Source organism: Pseudogemmobacter bohemicus, assembly GCF_003290025.1.
GTDB classification, from domain to species: domain Bacteria; phylum Pseudomonadota; class Alphaproteobacteria; order Rhodobacterales; family Rhodobacteraceae; genus Pseudogemmobacter; species Pseudogemmobacter bohemicus.
Genome location: NZ_QNHG01000003.1, coordinates 417,820 through 440,083, shown reverse-complemented (window position 1 = coordinate 440,083; position 22,264 = coordinate 417,820). Strand labels below are relative to the sequence as shown.

The window sequence follows — 22,264 nt, the reverse complement described above, 5'->3', positions numbered from 1 at the left end:
ACGCTTACTGCAAGCGTAAGTTTTTATCCGGCTTTCACAGGAGACAAGGGCAGATGGAACAGGACTTGGGCATGGGTGTGGATACGAGGATCAGCCCCTCATTTCACCCGCAGGTTATCGCGTCGATGGACGAGTTTGACGTCGACACGCAGCCGGTGCTGCAACAGGCCGTCGATGCCTTTACCTCGGTCTATGAGGGCTTGGGCAAGGTGCAATAAGGAGTTCCGTCAGCATTTCGAGAAAGACCGCGCGCTGAGCCGCCGCTTCCAGAAGATCGACGTGAACGAGCCGTCTGTGCCGGATACGATCAAGATCCTGATGGGGCTTAAGCCGCATTTCGAAGAGCATCACGACCTGCGTTACACCAATGACGCGATCAAAACCGCTGTCGAACTGGCGCATCGCTACATCAACGACCGCAAGTTGCCGGATTCGGCCATCGACGTGATCGACGAGGCCGGTGCCGCCCAGCATCTGGTCTCCGAGTCGAAGCGCAGGAAGCAGATCGGCACCAAAGAGATCGAGGCCGTGGTCGCGAAAATCGCCCGCATCCCGCCGAAAAACGTCTCGAAAGACGATGCGGAAGTGCTGCGCGATCTGGAAAAGACACTGAAGCGGCTGGTCTTCGGCCAGGACAAGGCAATCGAGGCACTGTCTGCCTCGATCAAACTGGCCCGCGCGGGCCTGCGCGAACCGGAAAAACCCATCGGCAACTACCTCTTCACCGGCCCGACCGGCGTGGGGAAAACCGAGGTGGCAAAGCAGCTGGCGAATACGCTGGGTGTGGAACTCCTGCGCTTCGACATGTCGGAATATATGGAGAAACACGCGGTATCCCGCCTGATCGGCGCGCCTCCGGGCTATGTCGGTTTCGACCAGGGCGGCATGCTCACCGATGGCGTCGACCAGCATCCGCATTGCGTGCTGCTGCTTGACGAGATCGAGAAAGCGCATCCGGATGTGTTCAACATCCTGTTGCAGGTGATGGATCACGGCAAGCTGACCGACCATAACGGCCGGGCGGTGGATTTCCGCAATGTGATCCTGATTATGACCTCGAATGCCGGCGCCTCGGACATGCAGAAAGCCGCCATCGGCTTTGGGCGTGACAAGCGTACCGGAGAAGACACGGCAGCGGTGGAGCGCACCTTCACCCCCGAATTCCGCAACCGTCTCGACGCGGTCGTGGCCTTCGGTGCGCTGCCGAAAGAGGTGATCCTGCAGGTGGTCGAGAAATTCGTCCTCCAGCTGGAAGCGCAGCTGATCGACCGCGGCGTCCATATCGAACTGACCTCTGAGGCCGCCGCCTGGCTCGCCGATAAAGGCTATGACGACAAGATGGGGGCCCGCCCGCTGGCGCGTGTGATCCAGGAACATATCAAGAAGCCTCTGGCGGAAGAGCTGCTGTTCGGCGACCTGCAAAAAGGGGGTGTGGTGAAGGTGGCCGTCAAGGATGGAGCCATCGACCTGCAGATCCAGGAGCCGGCAAAACCCCGGATCACCGGATCGAAACCGCCGCTGCTGACGGCTGAGTAAAGTAAAAACCCCCGCCACCGGCGGGGGTTTTCATTCGGGCCGCTGCCTGGATTATCTCCTGTTCGACACGAAATTCGCAAACAGCGCACCGGAACTATTATGCCAGACGCTGAAAATCGCGCTCGGAACGGCCGCGAGTGGCGGGAAATGCGCCGTGACCAATGCGGCACCAGGGCCGGAATTCTGCATCCCCACCTTGATGGCAATGGCCTTTTGCTGGCCACTTCCAGCCGGAACAGCCGCGCGATTACACCACCGATCAGAAAGCCGAGCCCGTTATGCAGCACCACGACAAGGAGGATCAGCAGGCCTGAAGTCGCGATCTGTGTCTTCGGGACCACCACCACCGCCGCGACGATCAGGACAATTCCCGTCACCGGGACCAGCGGCAGCACCGGCACCGCCGCTTTCTCCGCCGCCGGGATCGGCTTTTGCGCAAGGCTCCCGTGCGCGACTGGCAAGATCACCAGTTTCACGATCGAAAGGAACATCGCCATCGCATCCACCGGCAGATACTGGCTTGCAAACATCCAGACCAGCCAGGGCGTGACCAGCGGCACCAGCACTGTGGTGACCGGGGTGCAGGCACCGCTCAGCACCGCATCGTCTTTGGCCAGACAGATCATCACATTCGACGAACTGCCTCCCCGGGCAGCAACCGACCAGGATCAAGCCCGCAGCCACTTCCGGATCATCACGGTCAGCGCCACCGCCAGCAACGGCATTGCGAGATCGCGCCAATCGCGTCCACCCCGGCGCGGCGCAGCACTGCGCGGAAATCATCCGGCAGGGTCAGGCCCCTGCCGGACATGAGGATGCCCGGAAGCGTGACGATCCACGGCGCGAATTGCCGGAACACATCCGGAAGCAGGAACCCGGGCAGTGCGAAGACAATCACCCAGAGCGCAAATATCCTGCCACAAATGCCGAAACATCGGCGCGCTGTTTCACGGAGCCTCCGGAATTTGTAAGACCATTGCGGAAATCCCCGCCGGGGCGAGCGGCTATACCCGAGCGATTATGGGCGCATGCCCAAAACATGTATCCGGGATGCTGCTATAACCTGCTGCCCGGCTCAGCGCTCGGTCAGTTTCAGCTCGATCCGCCGGTTCTGTGCCCGGGCCTCTTCGCTGTCACCGGAAACCACCGGACGGTATTCGCCAAAGCCCGCCGCCGCCAGACGGTTCGGCGGAAAGCCGAGATCGGTTTGCATATAGCGCACCACCGACAGCGCACGCGCCTGGCTCAGCTCCCAATTATCGCGAAAAGCGCCGCCGCCTGACAGCGGCACATTGTCGGTATGGCCATCGACGCGGATGATCCAGTCAATGCCGTCCGGGATCTGCTGGCGGATTTCGTTCAGGATCCCGGCCACACCGGCGATCTGGGCGCGGCCCTCGGGTGAGAGATCGGCCGAGCCCGGGCGGAACAGCACTTCGGAGGAAAATATGAACCGGTCTCCGACCACCCGCACTCCTTCGCGCCCGGCCAGCAGCGAGGAAAGCTGACCGAAAAATTCGGACCGGAAGCGTTCGAGATCCTGGTTCGCCGCCTCCAGCCGGCGCCGCTCGGCCTCTTCCAGCTCTGCCCGGGCACGCTGTTCAACCGCAACCTGGGCCAGCGCCGCATTCAGATCCTGGCCCAGCGATTCCAGCTGCAGATTCGAGGCTTCCCGCGCCACCTCGGCATCCTCCAGAACCGCCTGCAACGCCCCGAGCTGGCGGCGCAATTCCGCAAGCTGACGGTTCAGAAGCTCCACTTCCTGCGCGGATTTCAGCACCTTTTCCTGCTCCGCGAGCAAAGCCGTCTGCGCCGCGCCAAGCGCCGCATCCTTCTCGCTTTGCGCCGCCACCTTGCTTGCGGCCTCGGTCCGCGCCGCCGCCAGCAGGGTCAGCGTCTCCTCGGCCCGTTTGCGCTCTGCCTCCAGCGCGAGCGTCATCGCGGTCAGCTCGGTATCGGCCCCCTCCAGCCGTTTGCGCAGCGCGTCCAGCGCCGCGGCATCGGCCAAAGCCGCCGCCTCTTTCGCGCTGACCTCCACCTGCGCCGCCTCCAGCGCCGCCTTGTCAGCCGCATCCGAAGCTTGCAGCTCGGCAACCAGCGCCTCCAACGCCTCGCGCCGCGCCGCATCGAGACGCGCGGCCTCGGCCACGGCATCGACCTCGCTGCGCGCGACCGCCAGCGCGAGGCGCATCGCCCCGGCCTCGGTCGCAAGCCGGATCTGATCCTCTTTCAGCGCAACCGCCTCCGCCGCGCTGGCATCGGCCCTGACAATTGCCGCATCCCGCGCCGCGATCAGCGCCGCAACCTGGGTTTCGAAATCGGTGATCCGCGAAGTTGCCGCCGCCAGCTCGCCTTCCCGCGCCGCGAGATCGGCGCGCAGCCCGGCGATGACGCCTTCCTGCTGCCTCCCCTGCGCCAGCGCCGAGGCCAGCGAGGCCTGGAGGCCACCAACCTCACCCTGCAATTCGCCCACCCGCCGCCGCTCCATCCCAAGCGCTTCGGACAAAGCCGAGACCTGTTCATTCAGCGAGGACAGCTCGCTGTCGCGGACGGAGATCTGCTCCTGCAACACCGATTGCATGACGGTGAAGATGGTCAGCACGAACATCAGCACCATCAGCAGCGTCGTCACCGCATCGACGAAACCCGGCCAGATCAGACTGGAATCGCGGCGCCCGCGCGACAGGGCCATGGCCTAGCCCCGCCCCGGCGGCATGGGCTGACGGGCAAGCTGACGCACCGCCAGCGTCAGCTGTGCAAGATCATGGCGCAGGTCGGCCAGGGTCTCCTGCCGGCCAGCGCTGACTTCCTCCAGCACCCGCAGCATCTGCACATCAATCGATCTGAGCCGCATCCGGCTTTCCGGATCCTCGCCGGAGGGGCCGGCTTTCGACAGCGCGGCAAGCAGGCGCTCCTGCCCCTCTGCCATCCGGCGCAGCACCGTCAGCGTCTCGTCATCGGGATCCCGCCGGCCTTGCGCCGCTGCCAGCTGACCCACCGCCTGCGCCAGCCCGTCCAGCCGCTGCTGCAAACCGGCCCGCGCCTGATCGGCCTGGATATAATGCGCCTGCATCACCTCCATCTGGCTCGCCAGCTGGTCCAGCACCATCACCACCGCCGACTGATCGCCGCCGCCCTCGCCTTCGGCCAGCCCGATGCGGGTGATCGAAGAGAGCCATTCCTCCAGCTCGCGGTAAAACCGGTTCTGGCCATGACCGGCAAACAGCTCAAGCAGACCCAGCACCAACGAGCCGCCAAGCCCGAGAAGCGAGGAGGAAAACGCCGTCCCCATGCCGCCCAGCTGCCCCTCAAGCCCCTGCATCAGCTTGCCGAAAATCGCCAGCCCGCTTTCGCCCTCGGCCGGCCGCAGGCTGCGAATGGTGTCGACCACCGAGGGCACAGTGGTGGCCAGCCCCCAGAATGTGCCAAGAAGTCCAAGGAAAACCAACAGATTGATCAGATAACGGGTGATATCCCGCGCCTCATCCACCCGCTGCGCCACGGAATCAAGGATCGACCGCCCCGAGCTGGATGAGATCGCAAGACTTCGCCCGCTGCGCGATTTCAACAGCGAGGCCAGCGGCGCCAGCAGCAAGGGCGCCTGGGCCTCATCAACCCCCGGCGTCTCGCGCACATAATTCTCGATCCAGCTGACCGATTGCGCAAGAATCCAGACCTGCCAGAAACAGGTGACCACACCAAGGCCAAAGACAAAGGCAATCAACCCGTTCAGCCAGGGATTGGTGAGCAGGATGTCTTCCAGATGCTGATGCATGAACCAGACGCCCACCGCCACCAGGGCGCAGACGATCAGCATGGTTACAATGGCACGGATCGGCTGGCTGAAGGTCGTACCGACCGCTTCGCGCGGCCCGGAACCCGGCGCTGCCTCGGGTCTTTGCATGAAGGAATGCCTGCCGAGTTGACTGCTTTTGTCGACCTTAACACGCCACGCCGCGCTGCCAAATGAAATCCTGACGACAGCCTGCAGTTGAAAGCGCGGAGCCTCCGGCGGGGATATTTAGAGACAGATGAAATTGCGGGTTTGTGCGGCATTCATCTGTCCTTAAATATCCCGGGGGAGGCCGCCGGAACGGCGGGCGGGGGCAGCGCCCCCTGCACCGGCTGCGACAGATCGCCAACCCGATCCTTTGTGCTTTTCTTTACACACGGCCCCGCTAAGAAGCCCGGGCGCAAACAGGAGAACTCCCCGCATGACCGCCCCGAATCCCGTTGAGAAGGCTTTCGAGAAAACGCTTTTCGGCAGCCGCTGGCTGATGGCGCCGATGTATCTGGGGCTGGTGGTCAGCCTTTTCATGCTGGTCTTCATCTTCGGTCGCGACATTGTCTATTACTTCCCCAAACTGATGACGATGAATTCCGAGGATGTCATCCTCGTCGCCCTGACGCTGATCGACCTGACGCTGGCGGCCAATCTGGTGCTGATCGTCATGTTTTCGGGTTATGAGAATTTTGTCTCCAAGCTGGATGTCGACAGCGATGATCGCCCCGGCTGGATGGGCAAGGTCGATTTCGGCGGGCTCAAGATGAAGCTGATCGCCTCGATCGTGGCGATTTCCGGCATCTCGCTGCTCAAGCGGTTTATGGAGATCGGCGACACCCGGGTTCTCAACCCCGATGAGCTGTACTGGATGGTGGTGATCCATATCACCTTCGTTGTCTCCGGCGTGTTGATGGCACTGATGGACTGGCTCCAGGCCAAATCCTATTCCAGCCGCAAATAAGCATCTCGCCTCTGGCTTTGCGGCGGGCGTGAGGCTAGAACCCGGACGACAGCAGGAGGCACAGATGTCCGAAGCGATCATTCCGCAACCGGGAATCCTTGATATCGCCCTTTATGAGGGCGGTAAGGCTTCGGTTGCGGGGGTGGCAAATGCGGTGAAGCTCTCGTCGAACGAGAACCCCTTCGGCGCGCCAGACCGGGCGAAAGAGGCCTTCCAGCGCGCGGTTCACACGCTGAACCGCTATCCCTCGACCGATCACGCGGCTCTGCGGAACGCCATTGCAGAGGTGCATGGGCTGGATGCCGGGCGGGTGATCTGCGGCGCGGGCTCGGATGAGATCATCAATCTGCTGGTCCAGGCCTATGCCGGGCAGCGCGATGAGGTCGTGTTCACCGAACATGGGTTCCTGATGTATCGCATCTGTGCGCTGGCGGCCGGGGCCACCCCGATCGAGGTGCCCGAACGCGAGCGCATGACAGATGTGGATGCGATTTTGCGCGCCTGCGGGCCGCGTACGAAACTTGTCTTCATCGCCAATCCGAACAATCCGACCGGCACCATGATCGCCCCGGCCGAAGTGGCGCGCCTTGCGGCCGGTCTGCCCTCGCGGGCGATTCTGGTGCTGGATGGTGCCTATGCGGAATATGTCGAGGAATTCGACGGTGGCCGCGCGCTGATCGAGACGCGCTCGAATGTGGTGATGACCCGCACCTTCTCGAAAATCTACGGGCTTGGGGGCCTTCGCGTTGGCTGGGGTTATGGGCCGAAACATATCATTGATGTGCTGAACCGCATCCGTCAGCCTTTCAACCTTTCCACCGCGCAGCTTGAGGCCGCCGAGGCCGCCGTGCGCGATCAGGACTGGGTGGCAAAGTCGCGCAGCGAAAATGCCCGGATGCGGGCCTGGCTGGCTGGTGCGCTGGCTGAGGCCGGCGTGCCTTCGGATGTCTCGGCTGCGAATTTCATCCTCGCGCGCTTTGCCAGTGCTGACGAGGCAGAGGCCTGCGATGCCTGGCTGCAGAAAGAGGGCCTGATCGTGCGGCGTGTCTCGGGCTATAAACTCCCGAACTGCCTGCGCATCACCGTCGGCGATGAGGCCAGCTGTCGCCGCGTCGCCCATGCCGTGAACCAGTTCAAGGCGCAGCAATGAGCGCTGCCGCGCCGGCCGGTTTCCCGCGTGTCGCGCTGATCGGGCTGGGGCTGATCGCCTCATCCATGGCGCATGCGCTGCGGGCGAAGGGGCTTTGCACCGAGATCGTGGGCTATGCCCGCTCAGACGAGACGCGGCGCATCGCGCTGGAGCTGTTTTGTGACCGGGTGACCGACAGCGCGGCTGAGGCGGTCCAGGGCGCCGATCTGGTGGTGCTGGCCGTGCCGGTCGGCGCCATGGGCGAGATCGCAGCCGAAATCGCGTCGCATCTGAAGCCGGGCGCGGTGGTTACCGATGTCGGTTCGGTCAAAGAGGCGGTGATCGAGGCCGTCGCGCCGCATCTGCCCGCAGTTGTGCATTTCATCCCGGGCCATCCGCTGGCCGGCACCGAATATTCCGGCCCGCGTTCCGGTTTCTCCACGCTGTTCGAGAATCGCTGGTGGTTGCTGACGCCGCTGGAAGGCCAGGACCCCGAGCCGCTGGCCCGGCTGCGCGCTTTGCTGGAAGCCATCGGCGCCAATGTCGATGAGATGGACCCGAAGCGCCATGATCTGGTGCTGGCGGTCGTCTCGCATACGCCGCATCTGATCGCCTTTACCATGGTGGGGGTCGCCGACCATCTGCGCCGCGTGACGCAGGAAGAGGTGATCAAATATTCCGCCTCGGGCTTTCGCGATTTCACCCGCATCGCCGCCTCGGACCCGACCATGTGGCGCGATGTTTTCCTGACCAACAAGGATGCGGTGCTCGACATCCTCGGGCGTTTCACCGAAGAGCTGTTCATGCTGCAACGCCAGATCCGCATGGGCGAGGGTGAGCAGCTTCACGCCTATTTCTCCCGTACCCGTGAAATCCGTCGTGGCATCATCGAGGCCGGGCAGGATACTTCGGCACCGGATTTCGGACGCGCCGCCCCGCATAAGCCGGGTGATCCGGTCGGCGGCTGAGGCGGAGCAGAAGGCCGGGCCCTGACTGCCAGTTGGGCGAGGCCAGAGAGAAACCGGGGAGATAGCGATGAAAGCCAGGCTGGCCGCCCTTTTGCTGCTTTGCCCGCTGGCGGTTTTGCCGGCGCTGGCCGAGCCGCTGGACCGCTCGCCCCGCCCGCCGGCCAATCCCGCTTTTACCGCCCCGGTTGCCGATACGACCGAAGCCCGCGCCATGGCGATGTTGATCGGCCCGGCTTTACCCGAATCCGGAATTCCGGCTGCAAAACCGGCCATCGCTGCGCCGCCGGTCAATCCGCGGCTTGATATGGTCACGCTCAGCACCTTGAACCAGGCACCGGCTGCCGAAGTCGCTGTGGCGGATATGCCCCCGGATACTCCCATGGTCGGTGAGATGTTGCCGGCCTCGATGCCGCAACCGCTGGCTCTGTCGGCGGCGCCTGTCGCTGCGGCAAAGGCTGCGCTGCTGGCGGGGCCGGATCTTCCCGCCGCGCCGGTTGCCGCGCCCGCATTGAAACCCCGGCCCCGGCCCGAAGCGGTGGAAAAACGGGCTGCGGCCAGAGCTGCCACCCCGGCCGCAGCCGAGACCGAAACCGCTGGCGCCGCCGGGGCGCTGCCCGGTGCTGCGGAACGCGCTAATACCTCGATTCTCGTCAGCTCGCTGCGGCCAAAGCAGAAGCCGACCAATATCTTGCAACTGGCCTCGGCCTCTGCCCCGGTGCCATCGCCATCGCCGGTGACCGTGCCAGAAAAGGATGTCGGCAAGGGCAAGAAGAAATTAAAAGAGCCGGCCTCGGCCAAGGGCTCGGTCTGCGGTGTCGCTGCGATCAAGGGCGAGAACATCGCGCCGATCACCTCGAAAGTCCAGGGCTGCGGCTTGTCGGACGGGGTGCGCGTGACCTCGGTTTCCGGTGTCCGGCTTTCAATGGCGGCGACCATCGACTGTGCCACCGCCAAAGCGCTGAACACCTGGGTCGAGCGCGTGGCGCAGCCCGCCTATGGCAATCAGATCACCGAATTTCAGGTGGCCGGGCATTATGTCTGCCGCCCAAGAAACAACAAAAAAGGCGCCAAGGTTTCGGAACACGGGCGCGGCAAGGCGGTGGATATTTCCGGCTTCCGCCTCGCCTCTGGCAAGGTGATCCAGGTGCTGGGCGGGTTCGATAAAACAATGCGCAAGGCCCACAAGGGCGCCTGCGGCATCTTTGGCACCACGCTTGGCCCGGGATCAGATGGTTATCACGAGGACCATCTGCATTTCGACACCGCCGCCCATCGCAGCGGCGCCTATTGCCGCTGAGCCCCCTTTGAGCCCCTGTCAGCCCTGCGGCTGAGGCAAGAGGCCCAGCTTCGGCGCCGGGCCAAGCGGCAGCGGGCCGAAATTCATCAGCCCGTCTTTCAGCACCAGATCCATCGTCACCCGGGTCGGATCGCCGCTTTCCGAGGCCATGCCGCGCAGCATGCTGGCAAAGACCCCGGCCATATTCGGCGGGATCACCTGAGTCGCAACCAGCAGGCGCGGCAGCTGTTCCCATCCCTGCACTGTCAGCGTGACGGTGCCTGCGGCAAAGCCCTCGCTGTCGGGAGCGATGCTGCCCGAGGTCACGAATTGCAGATCACCCCAGCTCAGCGACATATCTGCAATCTCAAGCGAGACGATGCGCGGCTTCTGTACCCCCGCATAGCGGTCGAGCGGCGCGGTCAGGGTGATGAGCGTGTTGAGATGAAAGCGCTCGATCTGATCCGGCAGCGGCGTTTCGGGCATTTGCGGCACCTCTGTCGCCGCCAGCGCGACAAGGATTGCCGGGTCGGGCCGTATCCCCGTCAGCGTCGCACCGAATTGGTAGCTGTTCGGGGCATCGGCGGCCTCGATCCGCAGGGAGGAGGGACCGAAGCCCAGCGACCGCCCGGAGGCATCGGTGAGGGTCAGCGTCTCGACTGAGAACGCCGCCAGCGCCAGCGGCAGATCCAGCGCAGGGGCGGCGCGCAGGCTGGCATGAAGCTTTTTGCCATCAAGTTGCAGCACCTGGTCGCCAAGCGTGATCAGCTGATTGTCGGGCAGCCAGAACACCAGATGCCAGGGCTTCCAGGACATGGAATAGACATAGGCCGCGCCGCCCTGATAGCGGATCTGCCCGGAAGCGTCGCTATAGGCGATGCTCTCGGTTGAAAGGTCAAAACGGCTGGGGAAGCCCGAGAGGCCAAAACCCGGCAGGTCCAGTATCGCCCCCGAAGCGCGCTGATCGGCGATCAGCTGGTCGGTCTGGCTGAGAATCACATAGCGCCCGGCAAACCACCAGCCGCACCAGAGTGTAAGGAATACCGCAACGATTCCGATCAGCCAGCGCATCGCCTGCCCCCTTTTCCTGACAACCCGTTTCGGTGTTTACAGGCACAGACAAAGGAGAGCCAGCCTTGCCCGACGCCGCCCCCGTCCCCATCACTGATTCAGTTTCTGGCCCGCTCTGGATTTTCGGCTATGGATCGCTGATCTGGAACCCGGAATTCCCGGTGGCCGAACGCAGGCTGGCGCGCGCCCCGGGCTGGCGGCGCAGCTTTTGTATGTGGTCGATCCATCACCGGGGCAGCGAGGGAAGCCCCGGCCTCGTGCTGGCGCTGGATGCGGATGCGGGGGGCCATTGCGACGGGCTCGCCTTTCGGGTCGAGCCGGGGCAGGAGGCCATGACCCTCGCGATGCTGCGCGAGCGGGAACTGGTCTCGTCCGCCTATCTTGAGGTCTCGCTGCGGCTGGAGACGGAGGCGGGGGAGATCGGCGCGCTTGCCTATGTCGTCGACCGTGACCATGCGCAATATACCGGGCCGCTGGGGCTGGAGGAGCAGGCGGGGATCATCGCCCATGCCCAGGGAGGGCGTGGCCCGAACCGCGACTATCTCTGGTCGACCACGCGCCATCTGACGGAACTGGGGATCGCGGATCCGGAGCTGGACTGGCTGTCGGAAAGGGTGCGCGGCATCGCGGGCTGAGCGATGGACGGGACCGGGGGCGGGGGCGCTGCCCCCGTCTGCCTTCCGGCAGACTCCCCCGGGATATTTAAGGACAGATGAATGAGCGGACTTTTCATCTGTCCTTAAATATCCCCGCCGGAGGCTTCCGCAGCCCGCAAGCGGCGCAGGGCCGGGCAAATGAAAAGGCCGCGCAAGCGGCGCGGCCTTTCCGAAATCTGAGATCCGGGTCAGGATCAGGATCAGTTCTTCGCGTAATATTCGACGACCAGGTTCGGTTCCATCACGACCGGATAGGGCACATCCGACAGCGAGGGCGTGCGGACCAGTTTCGCGGTCAGCTTCTGATTGTCGACTTCGACATAGTCGGGAACGTCACGCTCGGTCAGGGCGATGGCTTCGGCGATGATCGCAAGCTGGCGCGATTTTTCGCGCACCGACACCACGTCGCCTTCGCGCAGGCGGTAGGAGGCGATGTTCACCGGCTTGCCGTTCACCAGCAGATGGCCGTGATTCACGAACTGACGCGCGGCGAAGATGGTTGCGACGAATTTCGCGCGGTAGACCAGCGCGTCGAGGCGGCGCTCGAGCAGGCCCACGAGGTTCTCACCGGTGTCACCGGTCACGCGCTCGGCGTCGGAATAGATTCGGCGGAACTGCTTTTCGGTCAGGTCGCCGTAATAGCCTTTCAGCTTCTGCTTGGCGCGCAGCTGGGTCCCGAAGTCCGACAGCTTGCCCTTGCGGCGCTGGCCGTGCTGGCCGGGGCCATATTCACGCTTGTTGAGCGGCGACTTGGCGCGGCCCCAGATATTCTCGCCCATACGGCGGTCGATTTTATACTTGGCAGCGGTCCGTTTGGTCACGCTGATCTCCTTCGTTATGCTGCCCTGGCGGGCAAGGAAGGGCGTTGTCCTTTCCCCCTGGATCCTTGCGGAAGCCTTGCGGCGGGGGCGACAGGGTCTTTCTTGCGAAAGCCACCAACACCAATGAAAAGCCCCGGGCGTGAACCCGGGAGCGTGGCGTGCTTATACATCCCGCAAGGGGGGAGTCAAGCGCTGAAGCCCTGCAAAGGCGACGGCCCGCATCTCGTATCAGGCCCGCATCTCGTAAAGAAACAACGCCGCCTCGGCCGGGGACAGGCCCCGCCGCGCGAAATCGCCATAGCGCATCGGATCCTGCCTGATCCCGGGCAACAGCGCGCAGAGCCTGGCATAATCGCCATTGTCCAGCCCCGCCGGATCCGCCTCTCCGGGATGGAAACTGTCGGCGCCGACGCCATTGGCAAAGAGGATCTCGTGACGCCCGAGCAGGATATGATGATAGGTGACATCACGCAGCGCCAGATCGGTGCGGATGCGGTGATCGTCGATCAGATCGCCGGCGCGCACCAGCACCTCGTCGCAATTGAACAGCGCCTGCGCCACCCTGCCCTGCATCAGGATCCGGTGCGAGGGCGAGACCAGCAGATCTCCATCCGGGCGGCCTTCGCCAAAGGCGCCCTCTCCGAAAGCGCCGTTACAGATCCGCACCGGACGCAGATGCGGCATCGCATGCAGCCGCGCGCCGGACATATGGCGCCGGCCGGTCCAGAGCACCTCTTGCGGGCCATTGTCGCGGGTGATCACCCGATCACCCGGGCAGAGCGTTTCCACCGCAACCATGCCGCCGGGGGTCAGGATACGGGTCCCGGCGGTAAAGCAGATGACGCCCCCCCCTTTCGCGCACGGCCTCGGGGCCGAAACGGCTGCGCACCAGCCAGAGTTCGCGGTCTTTGGGTGGCATCCCCCCCTCGAAGGCCAGCAGCCATCCTGCAAAATCAGCCGCCGCCAGATCGCTTTGCCCCTGCAGGATCGCAGCGGTCCAGCAGCGGATGCCATCGGTGACAACAAAACTCTGCGCCGGGAGCTCCGGCCCTTCGGCCGGATCTGCCCTGCCGGCGGCGGGCGGCCATTTGGTGCCCACCGGCAGTCCGGTCAGCCGCCCGACAATGCGGGAGGCGCGTTGCCTGATCTCGGCCATTCCCAGGGCATCCTGCAGCAGCAAAATATCGCGCGGCGCGTCCACGCGCATCGCTTCGCCCGACCAGCGCCAGCTGACGCCGGCCGTCATCAGCACCGGCAAAGCCGGCTGATAGCCATCTGCTTCTGTCTGTGCCCAGGAAATGACGAACGTAGCCCTTGAGCCCGTTGCCATGCCTGTCTGCCTGCTCGTTCTTTGTTTTATGGCAAAAGGATAGCAGGGCGCGAATCACCGCGCCACAGAAATTTGCACGCCGGAATTTGCGCCACGGAAATTTTGCGGGGACCTGCGCAGGCAGACATATGCGGGGCTCAGGCCCGACCGGCCACCGGCGACAGCGTCAGCGGGTCGATGCCGTTCATCCGCATTGCCCGCGCCCATTTCGCACCATCGGCCGGGTCAAAGATCAGATCCGGGCCGGCATCCGCGATCAGCCAGTCATTCCTGAGGATCTCGCTTTCCAGCTGCCCCGCCCCCCAACCGGCATAGCCAAGCGCCAGCAGCGCCTGTTCCGGCCCGCCGCCCCGCGCCAGCGCCTCAAGGATGTCGAGCGTTGCCGTCAGCCGCAGCCCTCCCGGGAGCTCCATCACCGAGGCCTCTGCCCCCTGCCAGTCCGGCGAATGCAGCACGAATCCGCGTCCGCGCTCGACCGGACCGCCAAAGCGCACCGAGATGGGCCGCGCCGATACCGTGGGCGCAATGCCCAGATGTTTCAGCAGGTTCTGAAAATCCAGCTCTTCCGAGGGTTTGTTGATGATCAGCCCCATGGCGCTGTCGGGTCCATGCGCGCAGATCAGCACCACCGAATGGGCAAAACGGGGATCTTCCATCCCCGGCATCGCGATCAGAACCTTGCCTGCAAGCTCCATGGCGCACCTCCGGAGCCGAGGATGGGGCGCAAAGCCCCGCCACTCAAGGGAAAGCGCGCCGGAATATGCGGGCCGGGCAGTAAATTCCGCAAGAGCGACCCCGGCGCATCAGCCCCGCGTCCGGGACACTGTGATACCGTAGCCCGTCACTGAGGCACTTTCGCAACAGACACAGGCTCGTCGCCTGCTTGTGATTTCACACCACCGCCCCGCTGCCTATTTTGGGCGCCATGACCAGGATCCTCGCCCTTGCGCTTGCCGCCGCCTGCCTTGCCGCCCAGCCCTTTGCGGCGCAGGCGTGGGATATGTCGCAGGATAAGGTGCTGCAAGCCTCGGTGCTGAACGGCTGGACCACGGCCGAGGGCACCCGCATGGCGGCGCTGCGGCTGGATCTGGCCCCCGGATGGAAGACATATTGGCGCAGCCCCGGCGAGGCCGGTATCCCGCCGTCTTTCGACTGGTCCGGGTCCGTCAACCTGAAATCGGTGCGCATCCACTGGCCCGCCCCGACAATCTTCCACACCAATGGCATGCAGACCATCGGTTACAAGGAGCAGCTGATCCTGCCGGTCGAGCTGACCCCCGAAGATCCCTCGCGCCCGATCCGGCTGGTGGTCAATATGGATATGGGCATCTGCCGCGACATCTGCCTGCCGGCAGAGGTCGATCTGGATGCCGACCTGACCATGCCCGGCGCACGCGATCCGCTGATCGACGCAGCGCTGGCGAAACGGCCGAAAACCGGCAAGGAGGCCGGGCTTTCCGCGATCACCTGCGCGGTCGAGCCGATTTCCGACGGGCTGCGGCTGACCGCCAAAGTGACAGTGCCGGCGCTCGGCAGGAATGAGGCCGTCGCTATTGAGACCGCCGATAAATCGGTCTGGGTCTCGGCGGCAACCGCGACGCGTGAGGGCAAGGTGCTGACCGCCGTGGCGGATCTGGTGCCGCCCTCGGGTCAGCCCTTCGCGCTGGACCGCTCGGGCGTAATCGTCACTGTGGTTTCGGACAAGGACGCGGCAGAGCTGCGCGGCTGCCCCGGCGGCTGAATGTCGCCCTTCCGGGCGGCGGCTCTATTCCGGGCTTGAACCCGACCCTTGCGGGATGTTCTCTGCCGCCATGGTCCTTCTTATGCGCCCCCTTCGCGTTATCCTGCCGCTCCTGGCCGTGTTTTGCGCCCCCGCACCAGCGCTGGCCGAGACGCCCGGGCTGCCAACCGCCCGGCCACCGGTGCTGTCGCCCGGAGTGGCTGCGGTCGAATGGGGCATTTTCTGCGCGCTGAAGGCAATGGACCGCGCCCCGGCACCGGACACGATCGCCGGCTGGCTGCATGTGCCGCGTGACCGGATCGACTTCCACTGGCCCGATGAGAATGTAGTGCCAGCAAGCATCGGCCTCGCCTTCGGCATAAGGGTGATCGCCGCACCGGGCGAGGTGACCGGGGCCGCCGAGGCCCGCGTCTACCGCCCCGGCCGCGCGAAACCCGAGACCTGGATCACCTCGATCACCGGTTCCGGCGAGGTGAACAGCTTCTTCCGCTTTGACGAGGACAGCGAGCTGATCCCCGGCATCTGGGCGTTTGAGGCCTGGGACCGGGGCGAAATGCTCTACCGGGTGGAGTTCGAGGTCGTGCCCGCAGCAGCCCGTCCCGAGATCACGAATGCCTGCGGCGCAACCTCCTGATTGAATTCTCGGCGACATTTTAGAACTCCGATGTGCAATATTACGAAATGATATTGCGCTGCAACTGCGAAGACGCTAGGGATTCGGGCGAAACCCGACCCGTCCCAGCCAGTATCGGAGCCAGCCATGCCCCATGATGGTCAACCCGCCACCCATACCGCAACCCTGCTTTCCGGCCTGAGGCACCTGACCTCGGCCAGCCTGCCGGGGCTGGACCAGCTTTTCGCGGCGGGCCGCGAGGCGCTGCGCGCGCGGGTGACCGAGGGCGGCAGGATCAGCGTCACCCGGCTGGAACAAGAGCAATTCGCCGCCCATGCGCTGTCCTGGCTGGCCACCTATGTCGAGGCGCTGCGCCAGCTGGATGCCTGGGCCGGGCGGCTGGAGGAACAGGGGCGCTTTGGCGAGATTGAAGCGCTGATCCTGCAAATCGGCTTCGGCGAATACCTGGCGCAGATCCGGGGCGGCATCCCGATGAGCCAGAACGAGATCGCGCGGCTGTCAGATCTCGGGCTGAGCTATGAGCCGGGCGAAGAGGCACAGGCGCTGATCGCTGCCGGCAACAGCCCGGCAGCGCGCGCGCGGTTGGTCGCGCTGATGCGCGAGGACAAGGCACGGGCGACCTTCGGCGCTTCGGGGCTGGACGCCGAGCTGGAAATGATCCGCGACCAGTTCCGCCGCTATGCCGATGAGAAGGTGATCCCGGTCGCGCATGACTGGCACCTCAAGGATGAGCTGATCCCGATGGAGGTGATCGGCGAACTGGCCGAAATGGGCGTCTTCGGCCTGACCATCCCTGAAGAATTCGGCGGTTTCGGCCTGTCGAAAGCCTCGATGGTGGTGGTCTCGGAAGAGCTTTCGCGCGGCTATATCGGCGTGGGTTCGCTGGGGACCCGCTCGGAAATCGCGGCAGAACTGATCCTCTGCGGCGGCACGCCCGAGCAAAAGGCGCAGTGGCTGCCGAAACTGGCATCGGGGGAAATCCTGCCGACGGCGGTGTTTACCGAACCGAATACCGGCTCGGATCTCGGGTCTTTGCGCACCCGCGCAACCCGGACAGAAGAGGGCTGGGAGATCACCGGCAACAAGACCTGGATCACCCATGCCGCGCGCACCCATGTGATGACGTTGCTGGCCCGCACCGACCCCGAGACCACCGACTGGCGCGGGCTGTCGATGTTCCTGGCCGAGAAGACACCGGGTACCGATGAGGCCCCCTTCCCCACACCCGGCATGACCGGCGGCGAGATCGAGGTGCTCGGTTATCGCGGCATGAAGGAATATGAGCTGGGCTTTGACGGGTTCAAGGTGAAGGCGGAGAACCTGCTGGGCGGCCAACCCGGCCAGGGCTTCAAGCAGCTGATGCAGACCTTTGAATCGGCGCGGATCCAGACCGGGGCGCGGGCGATCGGCGTGGCGCAATCGGCGCTGGAGTCGGGGCTGCAATATGCCGAGGACCGCAGGCAATTCGGGAAATCGCTGGTCGAGTTCCCGAGGGTTGGTGGCAAACTCGCGATGATGGCGGTCGAGGTGATGGTCGCCCGGCAGCTGACCTATTTCGCGGCCTGGCAGAAGGATCACGACAAGCGCTGTGACCTTGAGGCCGGGATGGCCAAGCTGCTCGGTGCCCGTGTGGCCTGGGCTGCGGCGGATAATGCGCTGCAGATCCATGGCGGCAATGGCTTCGCGCTGGAATACCGCATCTCGCGGATCCTCTGCGACGCGCGGATCCTGAACATCTTCGAAGGGGCCGCGGAAATCCAGGCCCAGGTCATCGCGCGGCGCCTGCTGGACTAAACGCGCGCGGCTGGCCAGGGGCGCGGTTTTCGCATCGAAAACCGGACCAATTTCTTTGAAGAAATTGGTTACGTCCCGCCCCGCGACGGGCGTTCCACCCCAAGCCGCGGGTGGAGCGTGCCCGCAATCCACCAGCAGCCCAGAAATGCCAGCCCCGCCACCACAAAAATCCCGGGGACCGGCGCGACGAACAGAACCAGCCAGGCGATCCCCGGTGTCATAATCCCCGAGACATCGCGAAAACTGGCATAGACCGCCGCCATTTCGGTGCGCTCGGACGGTTTGACCGACATAAGGAACGGCAATCCACCCACCACATCCAGCGTCACGAAGAAAAAGCTCGCCATCAGCGACAGCGCCACCGTGATCCAGGGCAGGAAGGACAGCATCGCCGCCGCAAGCAGCAACAGCCCGCCCGCCATGAAGGCCAGCCTGACCGAGCGGCGGACCGAAAGCCTCCGTGCATGGCGGTTGATCGCCGGCGCGATGAAGAGAAAGGTATTCGACACCGACAGCACGATGCCGCCGGTCTTGTCGCTTAAGCCCGCCTCGACGCAATAGATCGGCAGATAAACGATATAGACCCACCAACCGCAGGAGCGCACCACCGCGAATGTCCATCCTGCGATCAGACGCGGCTGATGCAGGAACCGCCCCAGAAATCCCAGCGGATTGACCGCCGGGCGCCGCGCCCGGGCGATCTGGCGCCCGTTCCCCAGCCGCAGCCGCCAGAATACCGCAATCAGCACCAGGGCGAAGAACCCGGCCAGCAGAAAGGGCGCCGGCGCCCATTGGTCATGCAGCCAGACCCCAAGCACCGGGCCCACCGCCCAGGGAATGGCCGCATAGGCCATCTGCACCCCCTGGCTGTGGCCAAGGCGGTTGCGATCAACATAATCCAGCACATAGGCATTGAGGCAGATGAACACGGTCGCCGTCGCCATCGCATTGCAGATCAGCGCCAGCGACATGGTCGCGGGCGTGCCTGTCACCGCCAGCGCCGTCCCGATCAGATAAAGCAGCGCACCGCCCGTATAGGTCCAGCGCCGGGGCACAAAGCGGGTCATACCCGGCACCATCAGCCCCCAGAACAGGGCGACAAAACCGGCGATCAGATAGGCAATCGACGTCTTCTGCGCATCGCCAAGGATCTCGTAAACCGCGACCGGCATCGCCGAAACCAGCATGCCCCGCACCGCAGCCTCAAGCCCGGCCAGCAGGGCGAAATGCTCGGCCTTAGGGGTCGGGCTGTGCCTGAGAACAAGGGGAAGATCGTGCAGGGCCATGAGGCTGACCAGACTGCGAAAGACGGATATGGTCTGCGTCATTTGCGACACGCGCTGTCGCGCATATCAATCGGGCGGGGCCAGCCCCTCCGTCGCCGCATCCCGACGCGCGAGCAGCGCGATCAACCTCTCCCGCGCCGCTGGCAAGCCGGGGCGGGCCTGAGCCTCGCCTTCGCCGGGCGGGCGCTCGGCCTGCAGCATTTCCCGCGCCAGAAAATGCCCGGTCAGTCGGAGCCCCGGCACCAGATCCGCATCCACCGGCATCCCGCCCGCCGCCAGCGAAGCCGGCAGGGGCAAAAGCCGGTCCGCCCAGGCCCCGGCACCCTGAACCGAAACCGCCCGCCCGGTTTTCGGGCTGACATAGGCCAGCCCCGCGCCGGCACCGGTCACCGCACAGGTGCTCAGATCCAGGCCATAGCCGATTTCTGCCAGCAGCCGCAGTTCCCATAGCAGATAATGCGCCGGCCAGCCGGCATTGCTGGGACCGGTCCGCATCATCTGATCCAGCAGATCCTGCGTCTCCTGCCAGAGCGCGGCATGCGGCTGCCGCTCGGGCAGACAGAGCTGCAAAAGTGCGGTGACCGCGCTCATCCCCTCCAGCGCCAGCCGGTCGGCAAAGAGCGCCGCCCGCGAGCGGAGCGGCTCGATCCGGAAACTGCCGGGCTGATCCTCAAGCCGCGCGCGCCAGCTCACGTCAAGCTCATTGCCGGGCTGCAGATGCGCCGCGATGCGCCGCGACGCACCGCCCCGGACGAAGCCGGATACCCGGCCATGCATACGCGCAAAAACGGTCAGAATGGCGGAGGTTTCCCCATAGGGTCTTGCCGCCAGCACCAGGGCCTGATCACGCCATTCCATCATTGTCCGAACTTCGTGCCTGGTGGCCTATGACGCAAGAGGGGGCGCTGCCCCCGTCTCCTGCCGGAGCCCCCCCGGGATATTTAAGGACAGATGAAAAGCGGCATTCATCTGTCTCTAAATATCCCCGCCGGAGGCTTCCGCAGCCGGCCTGAGGCTCAGTCGCCGGCAAGGCCTGGCTCATCGAGCAATGTCCGCCCTGCCCGATCCTCGATCTCGATGATCCAGAGATCGGGGTCGCGGGTCCGGGCCCGGGTGAGCGCCTCGTCGACGTCGCGCTCGGGGCCGTTTGCATAGGTCATCCATTGCCGCCCGCCCGTTATCAGATCGGTGCGGCGCTCAAAAGCCTGCGCTTCTCCATCCAGGGTGGCAAGCTTCACCATCACCGCCCCGGCGGTCGCGTCCCCTTTCGCCGTCACATAGGCCGGGATATCGGCCAGCCCAAGGCGCCGCAGATAGGCCTGGACCCAGAATTCGGCGGTCAGCCTCGACATTTACACGCCTTTCCGAAAACGCTGCTGGCAGTCTCGTCTACAAGCCCCATACCCACAGTAGCAGTCTGCGACAGCGGAGGCGAGGCAATGACGAAACGGTCCCCTGGCGGCGCGATCTTTGCGCTGATCACAGCCGCAATCGCGGCTTTTGCGATGCGGAAGGATCCGCAGGGGCTGGGCCAGGACCGGGTTCTGCGCGGCTCAGCCAGAACCATCGGTGCGGGCGGGGTGATCTGGCTGGTCTGGGCGGCGCTGAAACGCGGGCTTTCGCGCCAGGCCTAACGACAGGCGCGGGTCAGGCGTCGCCGTCTTTGAATTCCAGCCCCATTTCGGAATAACGCTCTTTCTCTTCCTGCCAGTTCGGGCGCACCTTGACCTGCAGGAACAGATGAACTTCGCGGTCGAGGAACTCTTTAATCTCGGCCCGCGCCGCCTGGCCAATGGATTTGATCGTCTCGCCCCGGTTGCCCAGCACGATGCCCTTATGGCCGTCGCGCGCGACATAGACCACCTGGTCGATCCGGGTGGAGCCGTCCTTGCGGTCTTCCCATTTCTCGGTCTCGACGGTCAGCTGATAGGGCAGTTCCTCATGGAGCCTGAGCGTCAGCTTCTCGCGCGTCATCTCGGCGGCGATCATCCGGAGCGGCAGATCCGCCAGCTGATCCTCGGGGTAGAACCAGGCACCCTCGGGCAGTTCCCGCGCCAGCCATTCGCGCAGATCATCGACGCCGTAACCCTTTTCAGCCGAAATCATAAAGGTCTTCGCGAAAGGATAGGCGCCGTTCATCTCTTCGGCGAGGCCGAGCAGCTTTTCCGCCCTGACCTTGTCGATCTTATTGATCGCCAGCGCCACCGGGCGGTCCTTCGGAAGTTCCCCCGCCAGCCGGTCGATGATCGCCTGCGCGCCCTCGGTCAACCCGCGATGCGCCTCGATCAGCAGCACCACGATATCGGCATCGGCCGCGCCGCCCCAGGCTGCCTTGACCATCGCGCGGTCAAGCCGGCGGCGCGGGCGGAAGAGGCCGGGCGTATCGACGAAAACAATCTGGGTCTCACCCTCCATACAGACGCCGCGGATGCGCGTGCGCGTCGTCTGCACCTTATGGGTGACGATGGAGACTTTCGCGCCGACCATGCGGTTCAGCAAAGTCGATTTGCCGGCATTCGGCTCGCCGATCAGCGCGACAAAGCCTGCGCGGGTGCCTTCGGATGTCTCAGTCATTGCCGGTATCTCTGTCATCGCCGGCCTCCAGCCGTTTCAGCAGCGCCGCTGCCGCAAGTTGTTCCGCCGCCCGTTTCGAGCCGGCCTTCGCCAGTTCAGTCGCGCCATTGTCCAGCAAAACGCTGACCGTGAACAGCGGCTGGTGATCGGGGCCAGAGCGGCTGGTCTCGGTATATTTCGGCGGAGCCATGCCGCGCGCCTGAGCCCATTCCTGCAAAGCCGATTTCGGATCACGCGCATCAGGCTCGACTGCGCCGACCCGCCCGCCCCAGAGCCGCAGCACCAGATCCCGCGCCGCATCGAACCCGGCATCAAGATAAACAGCCGCAATCAGCGCCTCGGCGGCATCGCCCAGCAGCGCCTCTTTGCGGCGCCCGCCCGAGAGCATTTCCGAGCGACCCAGCCGCAGCACGTCACCAAGCCCGATCTCGCGCGCGACCTCGGCACAGGTCTCTTTGCGCACCAGCGCGTTGAAACGCGGCGCCAGCTGACCCTCACTGGCCGTGCGGTCGGCGGCCAGCAACGCCTCGGCCATCACAAGGCCCAGCACCCGGTCGCCCAGAAATTCCAGCCGCTGATTGTCGGGCCGGGTGGGCGTGGCGATAGAGGGATGCGTGACGGCCCGCACAAGCAGCTCGCCTTGCGCGAATTCATGCCCGATACGGGTCTGGAACGCCTTGAGATCGGCAGAGAGCCGCATGGG

Annotated in this window: 24 protein-coding genes and 1 pseudogene; 11 read left to right on the top strand and 14 right to left on the bottom strand. The window is 64.6% G+C overall.

From position 1 onward, the window contains the following. Window positions 1–53: 53 nt before the first annotated feature. Together DRF71_RS27505 and DRF71_RS16955 are read left to right on the top strand one after the other, a co-directional pair. Complete coding sequence (locus tag DRF71_RS27505) at window positions 54–218, top strand: hypothetical protein (RefSeq protein WP_157971131.1); 165 nt, start codon at window positions 54–56, stop codon at window positions 216–218. Window positions 219–279: 61 nt separating this feature from the next. After that, a complete protein-coding gene (locus tag DRF71_RS16955; protein WP_332872067.1) occupies window positions 280–1,536 on the top strand; it encodes an AAA family ATPase in 1,257 nt (418 codons plus the stop codon). Between the two features lie 377 nt (window positions 1,537–1,913). On the opposite strand, the pseudogene DRF71_RS29460 reads toward DRF71_RS16955, so the two are convergent. From DRF71_RS29460 to DRF71_RS16940, 4 genes and pseudogenes are all read right to left on the bottom strand, one after another. Then, window positions 1,914–2,162, bottom strand: a pseudogene (locus tag DRF71_RS29460) (hypothetical protein); the annotation flags it as partial. Between the two features lie 74 nt (window positions 2,163–2,236). Continuing rightward, window positions 2,237–2,434 carry a hypothetical protein gene (locus DRF71_RS29455; protein ID WP_408634545.1) on the bottom strand — a complete coding sequence of 66 codons (198 nt, stop codon included), beginning with the start codon at window positions 2,432–2,434 and terminating at the stop codon, window positions 2,237–2,239. A gap of 177 nt (window positions 2,435–2,611) precedes the next feature. Continuing rightward, window positions 2,612–4,228: a peptidoglycan -binding protein gene (locus DRF71_RS16945; RefSeq protein WP_112311723.1), complete on the bottom strand. Its 1,617-nt coding sequence runs from the start codon at window positions 4,226–4,228 to the stop codon at window positions 2,612–2,614. A gap of 3 nt (window positions 4,229–4,231) precedes the next feature. Next, entirely contained in the window at window positions 4,232–5,440 is a 1,209-nt protein-coding gene (locus DRF71_RS16940) for a biopolymer transporter ExbB (protein WP_112311722.1), read from the bottom strand. A gap of 310 nt (window positions 5,441–5,750) precedes the next feature. On the opposite strand from DRF71_RS16940, the gene DRF71_RS16935 reads away from it, so the two are divergent. From DRF71_RS16935 to DRF71_RS16920, 4 genes are all read left to right on the top strand, one after another. Then, complete coding sequence (locus DRF71_RS16935) at window positions 5,751–6,281, top strand: TIGR00645 family protein (RefSeq protein ID WP_112311721.1); 531 nt, start codon at window positions 5,751–5,753, stop codon at window positions 6,279–6,281. A 64-nt stretch (window positions 6,282–6,345) separates the two neighbouring features. After that, complete coding sequence (gene hisC, locus DRF71_RS16930; RefSeq protein WP_112311720.1) at window positions 6,346–7,431, top strand: histidinol-phosphate transaminase; 1,086 nt, start codon at window positions 6,346–6,348, stop codon at window positions 7,429–7,431. Next, window positions 7,428–8,378: a prephenate/arogenate dehydrogenase family protein gene (locus DRF71_RS16925; RefSeq protein ID WP_112311719.1), complete on the top strand. Its 951-nt coding sequence runs from the start codon at window positions 7,428–7,430 to the stop codon at window positions 8,376–8,378. The genes hisC and DRF71_RS16925 overlap by 4 nt, the downstream gene beginning before the upstream one ends. Window positions 8,379–8,445: 67 nt before the next feature. Next, a complete protein-coding gene (locus tag DRF71_RS16920) occupies window positions 8,446–9,675 on the top strand; it encodes an extensin-like domain-containing protein (RefSeq protein ID WP_112311718.1) in 1,230 nt (409 codons plus the stop codon). A gap of 18 nt (window positions 9,676–9,693) precedes the next feature. Here DRF71_RS16920 and DRF71_RS16915 read toward each other — a convergent pair whose 3' ends face one another. Next, window positions 9,694–10,725: a DUF2125 domain-containing protein gene (locus tag DRF71_RS16915; RefSeq protein ID WP_112311717.1), complete on the bottom strand. Its 1,032-nt coding sequence runs from the start codon at window positions 10,723–10,725 to the stop codon at window positions 9,694–9,696. Between the two features lie 65 nt (window positions 10,726–10,790). On the opposite strand from DRF71_RS16915, the gene DRF71_RS16910 reads away from it, so the two are divergent. After that, window positions 10,791–11,360, top strand: a complete 570-nt coding sequence (locus DRF71_RS16910; protein ID WP_232831561.1) for a gamma-glutamylcyclotransferase — start codon at window positions 10,791–10,793, stop codon at window positions 11,358–11,360. 221 nt (window positions 11,361–11,581) lie between these two features. Here the strand turns inward: DRF71_RS16910 and rpsD are convergent, their stop codons facing one another. From rpsD to DRF71_RS16895, 4 genes are all read right to left on the bottom strand, one after another. Next, complete coding sequence (gene rpsD / locus DRF71_RS16905; protein WP_112311716.1) at window positions 11,582–12,202, bottom strand: 30S ribosomal protein S4; 621 nt, start codon at window positions 12,200–12,202, stop codon at window positions 11,582–11,584. 228 nt (window positions 12,203–12,430) lie between these two features. After that, window positions 12,431–13,000 carry a Hint domain-containing protein gene (locus tag DRF71_RS28710; protein ID WP_232831560.1) on the bottom strand — a complete coding sequence of 190 codons (570 nt, stop codon included), beginning with the start codon at window positions 12,998–13,000 and terminating at the stop codon, window positions 12,431–12,433. After that, a complete protein-coding gene (locus DRF71_RS28705; protein WP_232831559.1) occupies window positions 12,969–13,532 on the bottom strand; it encodes a hypothetical protein in 564 nt (187 codons plus the stop codon). The genes DRF71_RS28710 and DRF71_RS28705 overlap by 32 nt, the downstream gene beginning before the upstream one ends. A 137-nt stretch (window positions 13,533–13,669) precedes the next feature. Continuing rightward, on the bottom strand, window positions 13,670–14,227 hold the full coding sequence (locus DRF71_RS16895) for a YqgE/AlgH family protein (protein WP_112311715.1): 558 nt from the start codon (window positions 14,225–14,227) through the stop codon (window positions 13,670–13,672). Between the two features lie 230 nt (window positions 14,228–14,457). Between DRF71_RS16895 and DRF71_RS16890 the strand changes: the two genes are divergently transcribed. The 3 genes from DRF71_RS16890 to DRF71_RS16880 all read left to right on the top strand — a co-directional run bounded on the left by DRF71_RS16890 (window position 14,458) and on the right by DRF71_RS16880 (window position 17,701). After that, window positions 14,458–15,273 carry a protein-disulfide reductase DsbD domain-containing protein gene (locus DRF71_RS16890; protein ID WP_112311714.1) on the top strand — a complete coding sequence of 272 codons (816 nt, stop codon included), beginning with the start codon at window positions 14,458–14,460 and terminating at the stop codon, window positions 15,271–15,273. Window positions 15,274–15,355: 82 nt separating this feature from the next. Continuing rightward, a complete protein-coding gene (locus tag DRF71_RS16885) occupies window positions 15,356–15,907 on the top strand; it encodes a DUF3859 domain-containing protein (protein WP_157971130.1) in 552 nt (183 codons plus the stop codon). A 126-nt stretch (window positions 15,908–16,033) separates the two neighbouring features. Next, a complete protein-coding gene (locus DRF71_RS16880; RefSeq protein WP_112311712.1) occupies window positions 16,034–17,701 on the top strand; it encodes an acyl-CoA dehydrogenase family protein in 1,668 nt (555 codons plus the stop codon). 68 nt (window positions 17,702–17,769) lie between these two features. On the opposite strand, the gene DRF71_RS16875 is transcribed toward DRF71_RS16880, so the two are convergent. The 3 genes from DRF71_RS16875 to DRF71_RS16865 all read right to left on the bottom strand — a co-directional run bounded on the left by DRF71_RS16875 (window position 17,770) and on the right by DRF71_RS16865 (window position 20,339). Beyond that, complete coding sequence (locus DRF71_RS16875; protein WP_112311711.1) at window positions 17,770–19,029, bottom strand: MFS transporter; 1,260 nt, start codon at window positions 19,027–19,029, stop codon at window positions 17,770–17,772. 24 nt (window positions 19,030–19,053) lie between these two features. Continuing rightward, the gene (gene recO, locus DRF71_RS16870; protein ID WP_198672248.1) at window positions 19,054–19,848 is read right to left on the bottom strand and encodes a DNA repair protein RecO; all 795 of its coding nucleotides are present in this window, start codon (window positions 19,846–19,848) and stop codon (window positions 19,054–19,056) included. Window positions 19,849–20,003: 155 nt separating this feature from the next. Continuing rightward, entirely contained in the window at window positions 20,004–20,339 is a 336-nt protein-coding gene (locus tag DRF71_RS16865) for a DUF1491 family protein (protein WP_112311710.1), read from the bottom strand. An 87-nt stretch (window positions 20,340–20,426) separates the two neighbouring features. Between DRF71_RS16865 and DRF71_RS16860 the strand changes: the two genes are divergently transcribed. After that, window positions 20,427–20,621, top strand: a complete 195-nt coding sequence (locus DRF71_RS16860) for a hypothetical protein (protein WP_112311709.1) — start codon at window positions 20,427–20,429, stop codon at window positions 20,619–20,621. Between the two features lie 13 nt (window positions 20,622–20,634). Here DRF71_RS16860 and era read toward each other — a convergent pair whose 3' ends face one another. Beyond that, window positions 20,635–21,561 carry a GTPase Era gene (era, locus tag DRF71_RS16855; RefSeq protein ID WP_112311708.1) on the bottom strand — a complete coding sequence of 309 codons (927 nt, stop codon included), beginning with the start codon at window positions 21,559–21,561 and terminating at the stop codon, window positions 20,635–20,637. Next, window positions 21,554–22,261 (bottom strand): ribonuclease III, encoded by a 708-nt coding sequence (gene rnc, locus DRF71_RS16850; protein ID WP_112311707.1) that lies wholly within the window; start codon window positions 22,259–22,261, stop codon window positions 21,554–21,556. Before rnc ends, era begins: the two co-directional genes overlap by 8 nt. Between the last annotated feature and the right edge of the window lie 3 nt (window positions 22,262–22,264).

Bases quoted from the DNA above. Each gene is read 5' to 3' on its own strand.
- DRF71_RS16925 (WP_112311719.1), top strand. From the start codon at position 7,428: ATGAGCGCTGCCGCGCCGGCCGGTTTCCCGCGTGTCGCGCTGATCGGG.
- DRF71_RS16880 (WP_112311712.1), top strand. From the start codon at position 16,034: ATGCCCCATGATGGTCAACCCGCCACCCATACCGCAACCCTGCTTTCC.
- DRF71_RS27505 (WP_157971131.1), top strand. From the start codon at position 54: ATGGAACAGGACTTGGGCATGGGTGTGGATACGAGGATCAGCCCCTCA.
- DRF71_RS16940 (WP_112311722.1), bottom strand. From the start codon at position 5,440: ATGCAAAGACCCGAGGCAGCGCCGGGTTCCGGGCCGCGCGAAGCGGTC.
- DRF71_RS16895 (WP_112311715.1), bottom strand. From the start codon at position 14,227: ATGGAGCTTGCAGGCAAGGTTCTGATCGCGATGCCGGGGATGGAAGAT.
- rnc (WP_112311707.1), bottom strand. From the start codon at position 22,261: ATGCGGCTCTCTGCCGATCTCAAGGCGTTCCAGACCCGTATCGGGCAT.
- DRF71_RS16885 (WP_157971130.1), top strand. From the start codon at position 15,356: ATGCGCCCCCTTCGCGTTATCCTGCCGCTCCTGGCCGTGTTTTGCGCC.
- recO (WP_198672248.1), bottom strand. From the start codon at position 19,848: ATGATGGAATGGCGTGATCAGGCCCTGGTGCTGGCGGCAAGACCCTAT.
- DRF71_RS28705 (WP_232831559.1), bottom strand. From the start codon at position 13,532: ATGGCAACGGGCTCAAGGGCTACGTTCGTCATTTCCTGGGCACAGACA.
- DRF71_RS16935 (WP_112311721.1), top strand. From the start codon at position 5,751: ATGACCGCCCCGAATCCCGTTGAGAAGGCTTTCGAGAAAACGCTTTTC.
- DRF71_RS16865 (WP_112311710.1), bottom strand. From the start codon at position 20,339: ATGTCGAGGCTGACCGCCGAATTCTGGGTCCAGGCCTATCTGCGGCGC.
- DRF71_RS16915 (WP_112311717.1), bottom strand. From the start codon at position 10,725: ATGCGCTGGCTGATCGGAATCGTTGCGGTATTCCTTACACTCTGGTGC.
- DRF71_RS16920 (WP_112311718.1), top strand. From the start codon at position 8,446: ATGAAAGCCAGGCTGGCCGCCCTTTTGCTGCTTTGCCCGCTGGCGGTT.
- era (WP_112311708.1), bottom strand. From the start codon at position 21,561: ATGACTGAGACATCCGAAGGCACCCGCGCAGGCTTTGTCGCGCTGATC.
- DRF71_RS16890 (WP_112311714.1), top strand. From the start codon at position 14,458: ATGACCAGGATCCTCGCCCTTGCGCTTGCCGCCGCCTGCCTTGCCGCC.
- hisC (WP_112311720.1), top strand. From the start codon at position 6,346: ATGTCCGAAGCGATCATTCCGCAACCGGGAATCCTTGATATCGCCCTT.
- DRF71_RS16860 (WP_112311709.1), top strand. From the start codon at position 20,427: ATGACGAAACGGTCCCCTGGCGGCGCGATCTTTGCGCTGATCACAGCC.
- DRF71_RS16875 (WP_112311711.1), bottom strand. From the start codon at position 19,029: ATGACGCAGACCATATCCGTCTTTCGCAGTCTGGTCAGCCTCATGGCC.
- DRF71_RS28710 (WP_232831560.1), bottom strand. From the start codon at position 13,000: ATGGTTGCGGTGGAAACGCTCTGCCCGGGTGATCGGGTGATCACCCGC.
- DRF71_RS16945 (WP_112311723.1), bottom strand. From the start codon at position 4,228: ATGGCCCTGTCGCGCGGGCGCCGCGATTCCAGTCTGATCTGGCCGGGT.